Below are 16,229 nucleotides of genomic sequence, written 5' to 3'. Positions count from 1 at the left end.
GCCCACCACCGCGCTCAAGCCTGGCAGCCAGGTCGCCGTGGTCTTCGCCAACCCCGGCAGCGCCGGCGGCATCGAGCGCCAGCTCAATGTCAGCTATCTGATCGCCGGCTCCACCTACATCACCCCCTCCTCCTCCGGTGTCAGCTACACCGGCGGCACGCTGTCGGCCGCCTGGCCCGGCGCCAACCTGAACGACACGGTGACCCTGCGCGCCCACGCGGACGTGGCCGGTGGCGTCGGCGCAATGGTGTCGCTGCGGGTGGACGGCGTGGTCACCGACAGCGTGGAGGTGCGCGCCACCCAGCCCACCGACTATGCCCTGGCCGCACCCACGCTCAAGCCCGGCAGCCTGGTGGACGTGGTCTACACCAACGACGCCGCCGTCAACGGCGTGGACCGCAACCTCTACGTGCAGCAGATCAGCACCGCCGACACCGCCGTGCTGCCCACCGCCGCCATCGTCAGCCTCGACAAGGGCAGCGACAACGCCGCCTTCGACGGCCAGAACGTCGTCGCCGGCACCACCAACCTCTACAGCAGCGGCGCACTGCGCCTGGCCTGGCCCGCGCCCAACCTCAGCGACCGCCTCACCGTGCGCGCCAGCGCCACCAGTGCCGGCGGCAGCGGCGCGCTGATGGTCGCCCGCGTCGACGGCATCGTCGTCGGCTCGGCCCTGGTGTCCTCCACCACGCCCGCCGACCATGTGTTCGCCGCCCCGCCGCTGGCCGCCGGCAGCCACGTCTATGTCGCCTTTGCCAACGCAGCCACCGTCAACGGCCAGACCCGCAGCCTGCGCGTGCACTACCTGATGTCCGGCACCACCGTGCTGCAGCCCAGCGCCGGCAGCATGTCCTTTGACGCCGGCAGCGGCCTGGCCGCTTTCGACGGCGCCAACGTCCAGCAGACCACCCAGAACCTGCTCACCGACAACGGCGCACTGCGCGGCAGATGGCCTGCGGCCAATATGACCGACACGCTGACCCTGCGCGCCAGTGCCCGACTGGCCGCCAACGTCGGCCCCATCGTGCGGGTGCTGGTCGACGGCGTCGTCATCGGCACCGTGGAGCTGCGCTCCACCACCCCAGCCGACATCAGCCTGCCCACACTGCCCATCAAGCCCGGCCAGCGCGTCGAGCTCGTCTACACCAACCCTGCCGACGGCCGCGACCTGCAGCTGGCCTACGCCATCTCCGGCAAGACCGTGCTGCTGGCCAGCAACAACACCCTCAACGCCGCCTGGCCCGAGCCCAACCTCACCGACACGCTCACCGTGCGCGCCCGCGGCGCGCTCGCCGGCGGTGTCGGCCCCATCATGCAGGTGCTGGTCGACGGCATCCTCGTGGGCAGCGCCGAGGTCAGGTCCACCGCGCATGCCGACTACCGCTTCGCCGTGCCCCCGATGAGCGCCGGCCGCAAGCTCGACATCGCCTTCGTCAACGACGCGCTCGTCAACGGCGTCGACCGCAACCTCTTCATCGCCTACGCCACCACCGGCAACACCGTCTGGATGCCCGGCGCTGCCGGCAACCGCTATGACCGCGGCAATGGCGCAGCCGCCTTCGACGGCATCGACATCCTCGCCCCCAGCGGCACCCTGCACTCCAATGGCGCGCTGCGTGCCAGCTGGCCCGAGCCCAACATCACCAGCACCGTCACCGTGCGCGCCAGCGCCGTGCCTGCCGGCGGAGTGGGCGCGCTGATGATGCTGTGGGTCGACGGCGTAGCCGTCAGTTCCGTCACCGTCAACAGCCCCACGCCCACCGACTTTGTGATGCCCACCACCGCGCTCAAGCCTGGCAGCCAGGTCGCCGTGGTCTTCGCCAACCCCGGCAGCGCCGGCGGCATCGAGCGCCAGCTCAATGTCAGCTATCTGATCGCCGGCTCCACCTACATCACCCCCCTCACCGCTGGCGTCAACTACAACGCCGGCAATCTATCGGCCACTTGGCCCGGCGCCAACCTGACCGATACGGTGACGGTGCGCGCATATGCCAATGTGGCAGGCGGCGTGGGCGCGATGATGCAGTTGCGTGTAGACGGTGTGATTGTCGGCACCGTGGAGGTGAGGAGCAGCACACCAGCTGACTATCGCTTTGCAGTACCGCGGCTCTCGGCAGGCAGCCGCATAGACCTCGTCTACACCAACGACGCCGCCGTCAGCGGCGTGGACCGCAATCTGTTCGTGCAGTACCTGCGCACCAGCAACAGCACCCTGGTGCCCTTTGCCAGCAATGTGGTGTTCGACAGCGGCACCGGCGAGGCGGCAGTAGACGGCTCGGGCACCAGCGCGAGCAACGGTGGCATGTACGCCAATGGCGCCCTGCGCTTTACCGTGCCGGTCGCCACGCCCCCGCCCAGCGCGGCCCACAATGCCGCCTCGCGCCTGTTGCAGCAGGCCAGCTTCGGTCCGACCCTCGCCGACGTGGAACGGGTGGTGCAGATCGGCCAGCCCGCCTGGATCGATGAGCAGCTGGCCTTGCCCTTTGTGCCGGACATGGTGCCCGCCGTGCAGGCCCGCTATGACCTGGGGGACACCTATCGCCCGGGCGGCGCCAACTACACGCCTATCTGGGTGAGTCAGCGCTTCTGGGCTGCGGCGGCCACCAGCCCCGATCAGCTGCGCCGGCGCATGGGCTTCGCGCTGCATCAGATCCTGATGGTTTCGCAGGCCGACTCCAATCTTTATCACCATGCCCGCGCCTACGCCCAGTACGTCGACACCATCAACCGCCACGCACTAGGCAACTTTCGCACGCTGCTGGAGAACATCACCCTCAGCCCGGCCATGGGTATCTACCTGTCGCACATGCGCAACCGCCCGGAAAGCGTCGCTTCGGGCCGCATGCCCGACGAGAACTTTGCCCGCGAGGTGATGCAACTGTTCACCATCGGCCTGCACGAGCTGAACGCTGACGGCAGCCCCAGGCTTGGCGCCGGCGGCCAGCCCATAGAAACTTACACCAACGAGGACGTGATGGCCTTGTCGAAGGTGTTCACCGGTTGGGGCTGGGCGTTCCCCGATGGGCAGCTCGACGAGCAGGCATTCCGCCACAAAAGTCCCGACATCAGTGCCGCCGGCGACCAGCGCATCGATCTGCTGCCGATGAAGGCCTATCCTGGCCAGCATTCCGTCAGCGAAAAGCGGCTGTTCAGCGGCAAACCGCAGGCGGTCGTGATCCCGGCGGGAAGCAGTGCTCAGGCCAGCCTGAAGCTGGCGCTGGATGCCCTGTTCAACCACCCGAACGTGGGCCCGTTCATCAGCCGCCAACTGATCCAGCGTCTGGTGAGCAGCCATCCCAGCCCGGCCTATGTGGCCCGCGTGGCCGCCGTGTTCAACAACAACAGCAAGGGCGTGCGCGGCGACCTGGCCGCCGTGGCCCGCGCCATCCTGCTGGACAGCGAGGCCATCAACCCGCCGGACAGCAGCATAGGCAAGCTCAGAGAGCCGGTGGCGCGCGTGGCCCACTGGATGCGCAGCCTGCAAGCGACATCCGCCACGGGCCAGTATGCGGTGATTGCGGATCTGGATGCCTTGGCACAGAGGCCCTTGAGTGCCGGATCAGTGTTCGGCTACTTCCGGCCCGGCTACGTGCCTCCGAACACGGTGTTCTCGGCCGGCAACATCACGGCGCCAGAGATGCAGATCGTCAACGAGGCGACCACTGCGCAGTGGATCAACCTGGCAGTGCGCATGGCTGACGCCGGCATCGGCTGGACGGGCTCCAAGTCTGACGTTGTCGCCCAAATGCAACCGTTGGCCGACCTGGTGGCCACAGGCCAGCTGGCGGCCGTGATCGAGCGCCTGAATCTGCTGCTGTATGCCGGCCGCATGAGCAACACCCTCAAGCAAGACCTGATGGACGCCATGATCAGCGTGGTCGGTACCAACGCGGCCAGCCACCTCAACCGTGCCCGCGTCGCCGTGTTCCTGGCGCTGGCCTCACCCGAATACCTGGTGCAACCATGACCAAACCCTATCGCGCAGACGCCTCGCGCCGCAGCTTTCTTCGTGCCTTGAGCGGCCTGGCGGCCAGCGCGGCCATTCCCCAGCGCGGCCTGCCCCTGGTCACCAGCCTGGCCGGCCTGGCCGCGCTGGCCAACCAGAGCAGCCATGCGGCCACCACCACCGGCTACAAGGCGATCGTGTGCCTATACATGGCCGGCGGCAGCGACACCCACAACTGGGTGGTGCCCACCGATGCTTCAGGCTATTCCGAGTACGCAAGTGCCCGGGGCGAGCTCGCCTGGGCCGCGAACCGCCTGCAAGGCATCACCGTGACCGGCCAGGCCAGCGGGCGCAGCTTCGGCATGCCGCTAGAACTCGCGCCGCTGCGCGAATGGTACGAGGCTGGCCAGGCCGCCATCGTGCCCAATGTGGGCCCGCTGGTGCGGCCGATCACCAAGGCCGAGTACGCCGCAGGCTCGGGCGTACCGGCCAAACTGTTCTCGCACAACGACCAGGCGTCCACCTGGCAAAGCTTGTCGCCTGAAGGTGCGCGCTCGGGCTGGGGCGGACGCATGGGCGACATCCTGATGTCCGCCAACGCGCATCCGGTGTTCACCGCCGTGTCGGCCAGCGGCAACGCCGTGTTCCTGTCTGGCAGCAGCGTCAGCCAGTACCAGGTGGGGGTGGAGGGCCCGGTTTCGGCCAGCGCCATCGGCAGCAGCAACCTCTTCAGTTCCACCAGCGCCGGCAGCGCCTTGCAGCGGGCCTACGCGGCCACCGCCACGGACCGCCTGCAGATGGAATACGCCCGCGTGATGCAGCGCGGCTTGAGCGCCAATGCCGCACTCCAAGGGGCGCTGGCCGGCGTGAACGTGCCGGCCATCCCCAGCACCCCCATCGCACAGGTCAATGCGGCCGGCACCACGCTGGACAAGCTGAACCTAGCTCGCCAGCTGCGCATGGTGCTGCAGATCATCGCCGCCAACCAAGTCTTGGGCATGCGGCGCCAGGTGTTCATGGTGCAGATGGGCGGCTTCGACACCCACGCCAACCAGATGCGCGACCAGCCCGTGCAGATGGCGCAGGTGGCGCAATCGATCAACTACTTCATGGCTGCGCTCAACGGCCTGGGCCTGCAGAACAACGTGACGCTGTTCACCGCCTCAGACTTCGGTCGCACCCTGCTGAGCAACGGCGACGGCAGCGATCACGGCTGGGGCAGCCACCACTTCGTGGCAGGCGGCGGCGTGCGCGGACGAAGCATGCACGGCGCCTTCCCCATCACAAGGCAGGGCTCAGCCGACGATATCGGCTCCGGCCGCCTTCTACCGAGCACGTCGGTGAGCGAACTGGCCGGAAGCCTGGCCGGCTGGATGGGACTGACAGCCGCAGAGCAACAGATGGTCCTCCCGAATCTCGGCAATTTCAGCCCCAAGCTGGCGCTGTTCTGACCGGTGCGGCAGGCGGGGCAGCGACCACAGGCCTGACGTCGGCGGCAACTCTCGGTAACTAGGCTTGCAATCCAAGTCTAGTATCCTGCGGCCGGAACGCTCGGGGCTGCTTGCTCTACCAGGTCGTCTGGCGAGCCCGCCCACTACGCCGAATACATGTCCAAAGGTAGTACCCAAAGCCGAGTTGCGAAGAACACACTGGTGCTGTACGCCAGGCAGTTACTGCTTCTTGCCATCAATCTCTACACCATCCGAGCCACGCTGGATGCACTCGGTGCCGAAGACTACGGCCTTTTCAGCGTCGTCGCCGGCATCGTGGCGCTGGGATCGTTTCTCAGTGGAACGATGGCCTCCGCCACACAGCGCTTCTTCTCGTTCGCACTTGGACAGGGCGATCACCGCAAGCTTGAGCAGATCTTCTTCGTCAATGGACTGATCTACGGCGGCATCGCGGTCATCGCGATCATCGCGCTCGAAACCGTAGGCCTCTGGTTCGTCACCGAGCACCTCCAGACCCCGCCGGCTCAAGCCGGCGCCGTTGCATGGATCTACCAAGCATCGATAGCGGCGTTCGTGGCATCGATCTTCGCGACGCTGTACGTGGCGGTCATCATCGCGCACGAGAACATGCGTCTGTACGCCTACGTCTCGCTGTTTGAAGCGGTGGCGAAACTCGGCGTAGCGCTGGCCATTTCGCAGGCGCAGTCGGACCGCTTGCAGTTCTACGGCCTGCTGATGTGCGTTGCCTCTGTCGCCACGACGGCAATCTATGCCGTGGTCTGTGGCCGCAAATACCCCGAGTGCAAGTTCCGACGAATGCAATGGAACGGCACTCTGTTCACCGAGATCATTCGGTTCACCGGGTGGACGCTGTTCGGCCAGCTTTCAACCGTGGTGCGCAGCCAGGCCATCACAATCCTTCTCAACCAGGCGTTCAGCCCCGTCGTCGTTGCATCCAGGGTCATCGCCGTGAACGTGGCCGCCCAGGTCAATGTGTTCGCCAGCAACTTCAACGTGGGTCTGTATCCGGCGATCGTGAAGACCTATGCGGCGCGGCAGCTCGAAGAAATGCATGGCCTCGTCATCAGTGGCTCGAAGGCGACCTTCTTTTTGACCTGGGTACTCTCACTGCCCATGTTGCTGGAGATGGACATCATCCTCAAACTCTGGCTCGGCACGCCACCGCCGGAGGCGGTGGTGTTCACACGCCTGGCATTGATCGAGTCGATCATCATGGTTCTCGGTCTTCCGGTCGGCACCGCCGCCCGTGCCACAGGCGACATGAAGCGCTATGAGTTGATCCTCGGCAGCATCCAACTCTCGATCTTCGTCGGCGCTTGGGCGGCGCTGTCGGCAGGAGGCCCTGCAGAATCTGTCTTCTGGGTTGCGATTGCGCTGAACATCGTGATGTTCTACGTTAGGCTCTTCATCGTGAAGGACACCATCGCCCTAGAGGTGGGTCGTTTCAGCCGCAGTGTCGTTCTGCCAATGCTCGCGGTCGCTGCGCTGTCTGCCGCGCTCTCTACGACCGTCAAGCACATGCTGCCACCGGCGCTGCTTTACAGCACCGTCGTCATTGCCTGCGCTGTGGTGTCGAGTTGCATCCTCATGTACGTGCTCGGGCTGACGGCCTCCGAACGCAGACGCGTGAACGAGTTGCTGGCACGCCGCTTGCGTCGGAATGGCAGCGCTAGCTGAACGCAACCGGCAATCGTCTTCCATCGTTCAATAAAGCCCTGGCCCCCACACGCCATATGCAAATCGCTCGCAAGTACATCCGGCGGCTCCGCAAGCTGTTCGCCACTACTGCCAAGATCATCCGAAACGGCGGCATCACGCGCGTATCGATTGCCCAGATCTCCCACGGCGACCTTCTGAAGAACAAGCGAGTGCTGATCACCGGAGGTGGATCTGGCATCGGTCTTGCTATTGCACGCAAATGCCTCTTGGAAGGCGCCAATGTGGTGATTACCGGGCGCAGGCTTGACAAGCTGGAGGCCGTCAAAGTCCAACTCGGCCAGCCCGGATTGGCTGTGCTTCAGTGGGATGTGGCCGACGTGGCAGTGGTGGAGAGCAAGCTCAACGATGCCACCCGCTTGCTCGGCGGCTCCATCGATATGCTCGTCAACAACGCAGGGATCTTGTTTCTGGAATCCGGATTTCCGAATATCACCGAGACCGTCTGGGATCAAACCTATGCAGTCAATTCAAAAGGTCTATTCTTCTTGACCCAATGCTTGAGCAAACGATGGATTGATACAAGCCAGGCCGGCAAGATATTGAATATATCGTCAACCGGCGCCATTCTCGCGGCTGACAATCCCTACCGCATGACCAAGTGGGATGTGGCCGGCTTCACACAGGCGCTGGGACTGATGCTTTCGCCCCATGGCATTCTCGTCAATGGCATTGCCCCGGGACGCACCGCGACCGAAATGCTTGAGATTGACCCGGGCGGCGATTTGCATGACACCCGCCAGCCTGTGAAGCGTTTCGCACTTCCCGAAGAAATTGCTGAGCTCGCTATTTTCTTGTTGAGCGACGCCGCCAACTACATCGTCGGTCAAACCATTGTTTGCGACGGTGGATACACATTGAGATCGCAGTAGCACTGCATTCTAGGGGTGTACCCGTAGACGTCGGGTAGACTCTCGGCCAGCTGTCAGCACGTTCGCCAGTCATCCAGCCGCCGCTGGCATGGCATAGCGCATTTTCATATTTCATTCAGGCTCTTGCCCGGAGATACCTATGGCCTATACCGACGAAGTCAACGCTCAAGTTGTCATCCAATTGCTCAAAAAGCATGGAATCCGGCGAATCGTTGCGTCGCCTGGCGCCACCAATGTGTCCTTGGTCGGCAGTATGCAGCGTGACTCGTACTTCGAGATGTTCTCAGTGGTCGACGAACGATCTGCCGCCTATATCGCCTGCGGTATGGCCGCTGAGTCGGGCGAGCCAGTGGCATTGAGTTGCACTGGCGCTACTGCCTCGCGCAATTACATGCCCGGCATGACGGAAGCCTATTATCGCAAACTCCCTGTGCTGGCTATCACCTCCAGCCAGATTCTTCCGCGCGTCGGCCAACATATTGCGCAGGTCATTGATCGCAGCGTGATTCCGCGCGACGTTGCCAACCTCAGCGTCAGCCTGCCGGTTGTCAACAATGACGACGACCTGTGGGACTGCGAACTGAAGGTGAACCGCGCCCTGCTTGAACTGCGTCGGCGCGGCGGTGGCCCGGTTCACATCAACTTGCCGACGGTCTACAGCGAGAACTTCGCCATTAAGGAACTGCCGAACTACCGCTTCATCGAGCGGCTGAGCCCGCAGTCGTCGCTGCCTGCACTGCCGCCGGGCCGCGTCGCCATCTTCATCGGCGCCCATGCACCGATGTCCCAGGCGCTGACCGAAGCCATTGACCGATTCTGCGCCGCGCACGACGCCGTCGTCTTCTGCGATCACACCAGTGGGTACTACGGCCGCTACCGCGTGCAGTACGCACTCGCGGCGTTTCAGCAGGGTCTGGACATCGGGCAGGTCCGACCGGATGTGCTGATCCATCTCGGCGAGGTCTCCGGTGACTACTACAGCCTCAGCATTGCCGGCAAGGCGGTGTGGCGCGTCAGCGAGGACGGAGAGCTGCGCGACACCTTCCGCAAACTGCGCTATGTGTTCGAGATGCCTGAGCAGACATTCTTCGATCGCTTGAACGAGGGCAAGAGTGGCCATGCCACAGAGTACCTCTCGCAGTGCCAGGCCCAGCTGAGCCGTCTGCGCAGCAAGCTGCCGGAGTTGCCGTTCTCGAACATCTACACGGCCTCTCAGCTTGCGCACCGGATTCCCAAGGGGGCGGTCGTCCACTTCGGCATCCTGAACAGCTTGCGCTCCTGGAATTTCTTCGAGGTGCCGGAGGGCGTGAAGACCGACTGCAACGTCGGCGGTTTCGGCATCGATGGTTGCGTGTCCAGCCTGATCGGGGCGTCCTGGGTGAAGCCTGACCAGCTGTACTTTGCGGTCGTGGGCGACCTTGCGTTCTTCTACGACCTCAACAGCATCGGCAACCGACACGTCGGACGCAATCTGCGCATCGTCCTCATCAACAATGGCGTCGGCGTCGAGTTCAAGAATTACAACCATCGTGCGGCCAGCTTCGACAACAACTCCGACACCTATATCGCGGCGGGCGGGCACTTCGGCAACAAGTCGAAGAGCCTGGTCAAGAACTTTGCGCAAGACCTGGGTTTTGAATACCTGAGCGCCAGCAACAAGGAAGAGTTGGAGCGCGTCACAACGGCCTTCCTCCGCCCGGAGCTCGGCGAGCGCCCGATGCTGCTCGAAGTCTTCACCGATGCCGACGACGAAAGCAGCTCTCTGGAGCTCATGAGCACAATCGAGTACAGCCCCGCCGGCCGTGCCAAGCTGTTCGCCAAGTCGGTGCTCGGCGAGTCGGGCATCGGTGCGCTCAAGAAGCTGTTCGGTCGCTGATTGTCCTTCTGGCTGGGGCTGCCGCCGCCGCCATGCGCCTGCTGATGCTCGTCAGCGCTGTGGCAGCCACTGCTCCAGCATCACCTGGTACTCGGTCAGCACCTGCGGCCAGGTGAAGCGCTCCAGGAACCGCTTGCGGCTGGCCGCGCGCATCGCATCGACGCGGTCGGGCGCGGCCAGCAGGGTGGCCAGCGTCGCGGAAAACTGCCCGGCGTCAGCAAAGTAGGCCGCGCCCTCGCCTACCACCCAGCGATTGAACTGGTTGTCGTGCGCGATCACCGCATTGCCCGCGCCCAGCGCCTCTACCAGCGAGGGGTTGGTGCCGCCCACCTGATGCCCGTGCACATAGGCCAGGCTGTGTGCGCGCAGCGCCTGCACCACGGTCTTGTCGTAGATGGCGCCGAGGAAGGCCACCTCCGGTCCGGCGGCCGCCTTGACCGCCCGGTGGTAGGCATTGCCCTCGTCGTACTTGCCCAGCACCGCCAGCTGCACGCCACGCGGGGCTGCGCTGAATCCGGTGACCACTTCAAGAATGGAGTTCTCCGGCTCGGCGCGCGCGACCACGGTCAGGTAGCGCCCCGGGACCAGCCCCAAAGCCCGCACGGGCTCCTGCGGCGCGGTCGTTACCTCGGCGGCGCCGTAGGGAATCATCGTGATCTTGGCCGCCTTCACCCGCGTCTGCAGGTGCCGGGCGATGCCGGGATGATCGGCCACCAGATGATTGCCCAGCCAGCAGCCCATCCAGTCGTTCAACCAGAACCAGGTCTTGGCCACGCCGCCCCACTTGGCCCGGGCCCACTCGATGCCGTCCATATTGATGACGTTGGGCACACCCTTCAGGCGCAGCCAGGCACAGAAGACCGCCGTGTTGTAGCCCAAGGTCAGGCACAGATCGCGTGACTGCGCGGCCGCGTGCCGGGTAGCGAGCCAGTCGAAGGCTATCGTGCCCTTGGGGCCGGGAATGTCGACAGGGATGTTCACCCGGTGGATGCCCTCCCACATGTCTTCGTAGACCGGGCCCTGGCCGTCGATCTGGCAGTAGACGGTGACCTTCCAGCCACGGTCGCGCAGATAGAGCGCCAGATATTCGGCAAAGGTCTCGAAGCCGCCATGGGCGGCAGGCAGGCCCCGAATGCCCAGGATTCTCAGGTGTTTCACGATCTCAATTTCCCTTCAGCACCTTGCGGATGGCGTCAATGCGGCTGTTGCCCCATTCGCGCGTGGGCTCGATGACAGAGCCCTCTCCATGTTCGTTCCAGCAGCACAGCACCACGGTGTTGCGCGTCTTCTCGGGGTTGGCACGCACAGCAGCACGCAGGCGGCGCAGGTGCGCCTCGAATTCCTCAGGCGTGGCCTCGCTGTCGTCGTGGCGCGGGTCCTTGCTGCCACCCCAGGGCCGTTTGTTCCAGCCGGCGGTGCCCGGCAGGATGTAGGGCACCGGCGAGTTGGCCATCATCCAGCGCCAGGTCATGGCGTAGGCCTCGTCCAGCTCGGCAAAGCTGTGCGTGAAGCGCCGGTCGGCCACATACACGCCCTCAAACCCGCGGTGGTAGTTGTAGGTGCTGTAAGCGTCGTAGCCGGTGGCCTTGCCGTAGTGGGTCACCCAATGGGGCACGGCCTCAGCGCTGCCCACGATGAACAGCTCGCCCACGCCGGTTTCGCGCGCGATGCGGCGCGCCGTCTGCAGAAGATCGCGCGGGTGCAAACCCATCTCCTGTGCACGGTCACTCAGGTTCTGCTGTGAAAACACGAACACCGCAGGCTTGCCATCGATGCGCACGTAGTCCGGTCGCTTCAAGAAGTGCTCGCACCAGTGCGCCACCATGCGTTCAAAATTCTCACGGTTCTGCGGTACCTTCGTGTGGTTGGCCCAGAGAAGAGCAAACCGCATGCCTGGCCACTTGGGCGAGTCCAGGAAGGCGCGAAGCGCGTGTTCCAGGTAAGGCTTGTTGCCCTCGCCCCAGTACCAGTCGAACACCAGGAAGTCCAGCTGGGCCTGCCTCATCTGGGCCAGCTGCTTGGCTACCACGTCGGGCTGGCCCTCGTCATACCAGCCGATCAGCGGCTGCTTCTCGGGGTATTTCTGGATCGGCTCCCACGGGCGTTTGGACGGTGCGCCCGGCATGTCGTTCTTCCAGCCCGGAAAGTAGTAGGCCCCCACCTGAGGCACACCCTGGGCCTGCACCATCAGGCTGGCCAACAGAAGCAGCAGGCCCGCGCACCAGGCCAGGCAATGGGGGGATCTAGCTTGCTTCATACAGTCTCCTGAAACCTCGACCCTGGGCGTCCAGGCTGTAGTGGCTGCGCACACGCTCGTAGCCGGACTCGCCCTGGCGCTGGCGCAGCGCGGCATCCGCCGCCAAATTCTGGATGGCTCGGGCCAAATCGGCGTCGTCGCCAGGGCGCACCAGGGCACCGGTCTGGCCGTCTACCACGATATCGGCCAGGCCGCCGTGGCCGGCGGCCACCACCGGCCGACGCGCGCACATCGCTTCCAGCGCCACCATGCCGAAGGGCTCGGGGTCGGTAGAGGGCACCACAGCAATGTCCATGCCGCACCACACAGGCCATACATCGGGCCTGAAGTCGAGCACCCGCACATGCGACTGCAGGCCGGCCTCGCCGATCTGCTGCAGCAGCTGGTCGCGCAGTTCGTCTTGGCCCGGCGGCGGGCTGCCCACGATCACGAAGCGCAGTGGCGTTGCAGGGTCAGCCGCCACGATGCGCTGGGCCGCCTTCACCAGCACGCCCTGACCCTTCCAGGCATTGATGCGGCCCACAAGGCCCACCACCACCTGCGCTTCCAGACCCTGCTCGCGGCGCCACTGGGCGCGGTCGGGCTCGATGCCGCGATCGGGCATCACCATGCCATTGGGCACCACAACAGCCTGGCTGGCGATGCGCGGGCACTGGTTCACTAAATTCTGGCGCACCATCTCGGAGATGCAGGCTACCTTGTCGGACAGTCGCGAGGCCAGCCAGGCCAGGGCCTTGGCCACCGGCCGCGGCCGCAGGATGATCTCGTGCACATGCCACACATGGCGCACACCCCGCTTCCAGCCCCAGACCGCGCCCGACATCACGGCAATCGTGTTGCTGTGCACGGCCGCGATCGGGCGGCCGGCCACCACCGAATCTAGTTCAGCCACCGAACCCAGCACCTGCCGCACAAAGAGCAGCAGCCCACCGGGCGTGAATGCGCTGCGCTGCACCTTGGCCAGCGTGCGCACATGCACCTCGACACCGATGCGGCGAAATTCTGCGATCAGCGGGCCCTCGCACGGCAGCACCACGATGGGATGTACCTGGCCATGGCGGGCCAGCCATTCCACCAGCGCGAGCAGCACGCGGTCGGAGCCGTAGAGCTCGGCCGCCTGGTGCACGAAGAGGATGTTCAATGCTTGATGACTCATGCGGTTCTCGCCAGCCCCGGGCTCAGCGGGCGGATGGCTTCGGCAAAGCTGGATACTGCCTGCTCGCTGCTGAAGCACGCTCGGGCCCGCAAGCGGCGACCCTGAGCATCAAGCACCGGCGTGTCGACGCTGGCAAGCGACTGAAGCTGGTCGGCGAAGCTCTGCGGGTCATCGGCCTGTGTAAAGCACTCGGCCACCTCGGCCGGCAGGCCCTGCACACCGATACGGGTGCTCAGCAGATGCGCTTGGCTGTACAGCATCTCCACACTCTTGAGATTGACACCACTACCACCTTGCACTGGATTGACCAGCACCCTAGCCTGGACCAGCAGCGGCGCAATCTCAACCGGATTGGGGATCAGTTGGATGCGCCCATCGCTACGCGCCAAGGCTTCCACCTCGGCCGATGGGCGCGAGCCGGCGATGGCGAAGCGGTAGTCAGGTGCCCGCACCAGCGGCAACACCCGCTGCACAAACCAGCGGACCGCCTCCACGTTATTAGGCGTGTTGAGGTTACCAAAGTACATCGCGTGATAGGGGCGCGAGGCGGACCTGGAACCAGCCAGTTGCTCGGCGAACGCGCGATCCACGATGGGGGGCATCCAGTGCGATCGGATGATGCCCTGGGCACGCCAGTACGCCATATCGCTCGTGGAGATGTCGAGCACGGCTCCCGCGTGGGCCTGGACCTCACGCTCGAAGCGGGCCAGCCCCCACAGATTGGCCATCAGCCCCAGGCGCGACTTCAGGCGGCTGGCCTGCGCCAGCTGCATCTGCATGTAGTGATGCTCGATGTTGTGCGAGCGGTAAACCCACGGCACTCCCAGCTCGGCCGCAAGCCAGCGCACGACATGTGCTCCGTACAAGCCATCGGCCAACAGCAGCGTGGGCCTGAAACCGCGCGCCCATTCAAGCGTACGGGGTCGGTCCAGCGTCACCCAGCGCGAGGCAACATGAGATGGCCAGCGCCAGGCGTTGAGCAGCCGGCCGAACAGTTCCGTCGAACGCCTGGAAATGCAGGCCAGATGTATCGACTCGCAATGCGCAGCGAGCTGGGCGCGCAGCTCGGCGCCGGGCTCCCCGTCGCGCGGACCGTCGTACCACGTAAGCAAGCCCATCACGGCGCCTGCGCCACGTAGGGCGAGCAGGCGGCGCCAGACGTCTACCCGTCCGCCGGAGTTCACCGGCAAGGGCAGCTCATTGGGAACCACAATGATCCGCGCGTCCTTCAGAGCGCAAGGAGGCAAAGATTGCCGCGAAGATGTGAAGTCGAAATCTTGCATGTTGGAAGGCGGCAGCAACTAGGCCAATCAAAGTTCGGGCAGTTCCGTCAGCACGGAGAGCACAGTGAAAGTTGCTGCGGTGCAACCATTGAACGGGCGAGCTGCCAGCAGATGCAGGCCGCTATCTAGGCATGTACCGAGCGCAGGGAGCGAGGCTCGCATGCCAGGCGTGGAAGCTCTAGCCGCGCAGCAACTGCGTACAGAATCATCGCGAGCAGCTGCATCGTCGGGCTGCTGACGATGGTCACCTCGTACAGCACGCCCAACGCCAAAACCGGCGTTGAGGCACGCAGCGCCTCTATAAACGCGCGCAGCAGCGGGTCAAAAGCACGTTCGCGCAGCACCCGACCGAAGCTGACAAATGCTAGGAACAGCGGCGCCACATAGGCCAGCGTCCCGATTAAACCGACCTCCCACAGCAACTTGGTGGCGCCAGTCACATCGGTGCCTAGTCCGAACTTCAGCGCAGCCACCCCGGGGCCGGCGATAGTGGACTGGCTGGTGGCCGCAGCGACGCCATAGCCGACAAGCCAATGATAGACATCCCCGCTGAAGTCCTGATTGCGCCCCCAAATGAAGAGCCCCGTCATGCGGCCCGGCCAGTTGTAAGCAGGCATGAAATCGGGGTCAAAGCTGTAGCTGAAGCGTCGAACGATCACGAGCCAGACATTGCCTCGGTTCTCGGCTTCCCAGAAGAAGATGAAATAAAAGTAGAGCAGCAGCGCCAACACACCCAAGGCAAACAGCGACCCAACCAAGAAGCGAATCGGTCGCCGATAGAGCTCATCTAGATAGAGCATGGCGAGCGCCACAGGGATCAGCACGAACACCACCTTGGTCTCGGCCAAGCCGATACCGACCAGCAAGGCGAGCAGGCACAGGGCCGTGACCTTGCCGGTGAGCAGCGCGTTGCGGTACAGCGCGAGCGTGAGCGCCATGCCAAAGACAAGGTAGATGGCCAGCGACCCGCTGGCCCCACCGCCAAACCTGGGACCACCAAAGGTGCCGACGACGCTGTCAAACGCCGAGCCGACTTGGCTCATCGCCGCTCGCTGCGGCACGATAACCATAGCCTGATACAACTCCACCGGCCATTGCAGCAGCGCGACCACGAGCAGGAACCAGACGGTGCGCCTCAAGGTAACAGCCTGCAGCCCTCCCAGCCGGATATAGGCATACAGGCCCAGGAAGGGCAGATAAGTCCGCAAGCCTGCTGCCAGATGCCCCGCGCCACCCTCGCCAAAGACAGTCGACACCGTCGCCGTGATGGCGAATACCATCAAAGAGGCATCTATGGCGGTGACCCGCTGCACCCCATTGCCAGCGCTGGCGCCGCGCAGAAAGCCGCTGACAAGCAGGCAAACGCCTATGCCCGACGCCACCCACTGCAACTGCCCGTGGTCGGTGAAGTACTGCACCGTACCACTGACCAGCAGCACCAGGGCCAACATCATCCAGTAGAAGGCCTGCGGATAAAAAACGATGACCAATGCCGCAGGCAGAGCCCACAGCGCCACCAACGGGATCACACCCGCCACCGGCAATATCAGGCCACTGAACAGGGCAAGCAGCACCGCTGTCGCCAGCACGGCAATCATTGGCAAGGAGGGCATGCGCTTCATGGTGTTCCCTGCTCAGGCGCGAACAGCCG

At 64.5% G+C, this 16,229-nt stretch carries 10 protein-coding genes; 5 read left to right on the top strand and 5 right to left on the bottom strand.

Translation table 11 applies throughout. From position 1 onward, the window contains the following. The 5 genes from OOZ63_RS26000 to OOZ63_RS25980 all read left to right on the top strand — a co-directional run. Positions 1-3,967 (top strand): DUF1800 family protein (locus OOZ63_RS26000; protein WP_266008579.1); only part of this gene is annotated, 3,967 nt, incomplete at its 5' end. After that, positions 3,964-5,397, top strand: coding sequence for a DUF1501 domain-containing protein (locus OOZ63_RS25995; RefSeq protein ID WP_266008578.1), 1,434 nt, complete (start codon positions 3,964-3,966; stop codon positions 5,395-5,397). The genes OOZ63_RS26000 and OOZ63_RS25995, both read left to right, overlap by 4 nt. 156 nt (positions 5,398-5,553) lie before the next feature. Continuing rightward, entirely contained in the window at positions 5,554-7,095 is a 1,542-nt protein-coding gene (locus OOZ63_RS25990) for a lipopolysaccharide biosynthesis protein (protein ID WP_266008577.1), read from the top strand. Positions 7,096-7,151: 56 nt separating this feature from the next. Beyond that, complete coding sequence (locus OOZ63_RS25985; RefSeq protein WP_266008576.1) at positions 7,152-8,006, top strand: SDR family NAD(P)-dependent oxidoreductase; 855 nt, start codon at positions 7,152-7,154, stop codon at positions 8,004-8,006. 139 nt (positions 8,007-8,145) lie between these two features. Next, complete coding sequence (locus OOZ63_RS25980) at positions 8,146-9,882, top strand: thiamine pyrophosphate-binding protein (protein ID WP_266008575.1); 1,737 nt, start codon at positions 8,146-8,148, stop codon at positions 9,880-9,882. A 51-nt stretch (positions 9,883-9,933) separates the two neighbouring features. Here OOZ63_RS25980 and OOZ63_RS25975 read toward each other — a convergent pair whose 3' ends face one another. The 5 genes from OOZ63_RS25975 to OOZ63_RS25955 all read right to left on the bottom strand — a co-directional run bounded on the left by OOZ63_RS25975 (position 9,934) and on the right by OOZ63_RS25955 (position 16,200). Then, the gene (locus OOZ63_RS25975) at positions 9,934-11,040 is read right to left on the bottom strand and encodes a DUF1972 domain-containing protein (protein WP_266008574.1); all 1,107 of its coding nucleotides are present in this window, start codon (positions 11,038-11,040) and stop codon (positions 9,934-9,936) included. Between the two features lie 4 nt (positions 11,041-11,044). Further along, entirely contained in the window at positions 11,045-12,139 is a 1,095-nt protein-coding gene (locus OOZ63_RS25970; protein ID WP_266008573.1) for a glycoside hydrolase family 99-like domain-containing protein, read from the bottom strand. Then, positions 12,126-13,295, bottom strand: coding sequence for a glycosyltransferase family 4 protein (locus OOZ63_RS25965; protein WP_266008572.1), 1,170 nt, complete (start codon positions 13,293-13,295; stop codon positions 12,126-12,128). Before OOZ63_RS25965 ends, OOZ63_RS25970 begins: the two co-directional genes overlap by 14 nt. Then, positions 13,292-14,479, bottom strand: a complete 1,188-nt coding sequence (locus OOZ63_RS25960; protein ID WP_266008583.1) for a glycosyltransferase — start codon at positions 14,477-14,479, stop codon at positions 13,292-13,294. The genes OOZ63_RS25965 and OOZ63_RS25960 overlap by 4 nt, the downstream gene beginning before the upstream one ends. Positions 14,480-14,703: 224 nt before the next feature. After that, on the bottom strand, positions 14,704-16,200 hold the full coding sequence (locus tag OOZ63_RS25955) for a hypothetical protein (RefSeq protein ID WP_266008571.1): 1,497 nt from the start codon (positions 16,198-16,200) through the stop codon (positions 14,704-14,706). Between the last annotated feature and the right edge of the window lie 29 nt (positions 16,201-16,229).

It is taken from the genome of Paucibacter sp. PLA-PC-4, from assembly GCF_026241155.1.
In the GTDB taxonomy this organism is placed as follows: domain Bacteria; phylum Pseudomonadota; class Gammaproteobacteria; order Burkholderiales; family Burkholderiaceae_C; genus Roseateles_E.
This window is presented reverse-complemented; position numbering and strand designations above follow the sequence as displayed.